The 2,245-nt window shown below is 61.5% G+C and carries 4 protein-coding genes; 3 read left to right on the forward strand and 1 reads right to left on the reverse strand.

What is annotated here, in order from left to right:
* Nucleotides 1–198: 198 nt before the first annotated feature.
* Entirely contained in the window at nucleotides 199–381 is a 183-nt protein-coding gene (locus QZY07_RS10145; protein WP_295402122.1) for a hypothetical protein, read from the forward strand.
* A 159-nt stretch (nucleotides 382–540) separates the two neighbouring features.
* Entirely contained in the window at nucleotides 541–1,215 is a 675-nt protein-coding gene (locus tag QZY07_RS10150) for a CmcI family methyltransferase (RefSeq protein ID WP_295402124.1), read from the forward strand.
* 1 nt (nucleotide 1,216) lies between these two features.
* Here QZY07_RS10150 and QZY07_RS10155 read toward each other — a convergent pair whose 3' ends face one another.
* On the reverse strand, nucleotides 1,217–1,510 hold the full coding sequence (locus QZY07_RS10155) for a DUF4351 domain-containing protein (protein ID WP_295402126.1): 294 nt from the start codon (nucleotides 1,508–1,510) through the stop codon (nucleotides 1,217–1,219).
* Between the two features lie 124 nt (nucleotides 1,511–1,634).
* Here QZY07_RS10155 and QZY07_RS10160 point away from each other — a divergent pair.
* The coding region (locus QZY07_RS10160) for a helix-turn-helix domain-containing protein (RefSeq protein ID WP_295402127.1) at nucleotides 1,635–2,245 on the forward strand (611 nt) is incomplete at its 3' end.

Raw genomic sequence — 2,245 nt, forward strand, 5'->3', positions numbered from 1 at the left:
GTGGTCCGTTCTGACGCAAGCAGGTTAATGCGGTAACGGGGTTGGCCGATCATACTGACTGTACTGTGCGAACAAGATAGTCAATAGGGTACCATTAATCGCCAAAGCCCTTACAGGGACTTGGGCGCCGCTGTACTAGCCGACGGTCTCAACGGTCTGATCGCTGGCGGTCAGAGGGATTCGCATGACTTCCATAAAATGATCTTTGACGAGCCCTTCCTGACCCATGAGTTGCTGGGACTCGGTTTTCACAATGTGCATCGCTGGGACTGGCGCGCGACCGAGCACGCGGACGTGGATGACTATTCGCAGTCCTATCTTCCGCACCTCGACAAGCAAAACGGAACCCTGGTGAGTCTGAATCTGGAGGCCGTGCGATGAGCGATGGATGGATCCCCTCGAACCGGGGGTATCTGGTCGAGGATTTATGCCGGACCTTCGGGCGTGTCTCGGCCAACGAGGGCTGGTTTCGCCAATCCTGGCTGGGCGTGGAGATCTGGCAGATGCCCGAGGATCTGCTGCGGTTGCAGGCGGTGGTCCATGCGACCCAACCCCCGCTGGATCATCGAGACCGGCACCAAGTTTGGCGGTTCGGCGATTTTCTTTGCCTCGCTGCTGACGCTGTGCGGACAGACCCGAGGCGGGGTGCTGACGGTGGATCTGCATTTGCGTCCGGAGGCCCGCGAAGGGATTGCCGCGCACCCGCACGGGCATCTGGTGCGCGCCGTGGTCGAAGGCGATGCCGCCGATCCGGCCATCATTCGGGATTTCGCCGCCCGGATCGCTCGGGATCCGGGGCCGGTGCTGGTCTTTCTCGACGACGACCATAATGCGGAGCATGTCTATCGCGAGATGCAAGGCTACGCGCCGCTGGTCTCGCCGGGGAGCTATCTGATCGTCGCCGACACGGTGTTCGCCGATCTGGCGGGGACGCCGGTGGGACAGACCACCGAAAAATATCCGGACGTGCTGCGGTCGAATCCGCGCGTGGCGATCAATCGCTTCCTGGACGAGCGCACGGATTTCGCGCGTGTCGATCCGCCGATTCCCCATGGCCCCAGTAATTTTCATGACGGGTTTTTGCTGCGCGCCCTGTTGTCGTTGGCTCCGAGCGGAGTCGAAGGGGCTTCCGAAATGTTCTCGACGGGGAGAATGCCCCGTCCCGCATGTTTCTCCAACCCATCGACGCAGAGAAACGTGAGGCGAAAGCGCTGATTCATTCCTGACGCGCCAGCCATGCATCCAGATCGGCGCTGACGGTGAAGTCCAGCAGTGCTTCGCCGAGATCTTCGAGTCGTTCGAGCGGCAAGGAGGCGATGCGCGCCTCGCGCGCGGGCGTCAACGGGCCGAACCGGCGCTGAAGCTGGCGCAGAATCAACGTGCGGGCTTCACGCTGCCGACCTTCCTGCCGGCCTTCCTGGCGGCCTTCATCGCGCCAGATCGGACGATTCTTCTCGACAATCTCTCGATACGCACGGGTCTGCTCCAGCGGGGTCAGTTCTCCAAGCATGGCAAGAATCTCCTCCAAGGTCAGATCATCGAAACGGGCTAGTACAGCGGCGCCAAAGTCACTGTAAGGAGTTTGGCGTTTAATGGTACCCTATTGACTGTCATGTCCGCACAGTTCAGTCACGATGATCGGCCAACCCCTGTATCGCATTAACCTGCTGGCGTCAGAACGGACCACGCTCGAAGCCCTGATCCGCCAGCAGACCACCCCCCAACATCTGGCGAAACGTGCCCGGATCATCCTCCTCGCCAACGGCGAGGCGGCGACCAACCGGGCGATCTCCGATCAACTCGGTGTGACCCAGGCGCAGGTGACGACCTGGACGAAACGCTGGATCGAGCGGGCGATGGAACCGCTGGCGGATCGCCTCGCCGATTGGCCGCGCAGCGGGCGCCCCGACACCATCACCGCCGAGCAGTGGTGTCAGATCCTGGCATTGGCCTGTGAGCTACCGGCACAGTACGGACGCCCCATCACCCATTGGACCAGCCGGGAACTGGCGGAGGAGGTGATCCGGCAAGGCATCGTGGAGCGGATCTCGGCCGGTCATTTGCGCAAGGCGCTCAAAAAAAAAGATCTTCAGCCTCACCGCAGCCGTTATTGGCTCAACGCCAAGGCCGATGAACGCAAGGATGAGCGCATCGCCGAGCTTTGTGACGTGTATCAACGCATCCCTGGCATCGCCGATGAGATCGCCTTCAGCGTCGATGAGGCGACCGGAATCCAGGCCCTGGA

Source organism: uncultured Thiocystis sp. (assembly GCF_903866365.1).
Lineage (GTDB): Bacteria > Pseudomonadota > Gammaproteobacteria > Chromatiales > Chromatiaceae > Chromatium.

Excerpts from the sequence above, each read along its gene's own strand:
- QZY07_RS10145 (WP_295402122.1), top strand. The coding sequence starts at position 199 with ATGATCTTTGACGAGCCCTTCCTGACCCATGAGTTGCTGGGACTCGGT.
- QZY07_RS10155 (WP_295402126.1), bottom strand. The coding sequence starts at position 1,510 with ATGCTTGGAGAACTGACCCCGCTGGAGCAGACCCGTGCGTATCGAGAG.
- QZY07_RS10150 (WP_295402124.1), top strand. The coding sequence starts at position 541 with ATGCGACCCAACCCCCGCTGGATCATCGAGACCGGCACCAAGTTTGGC.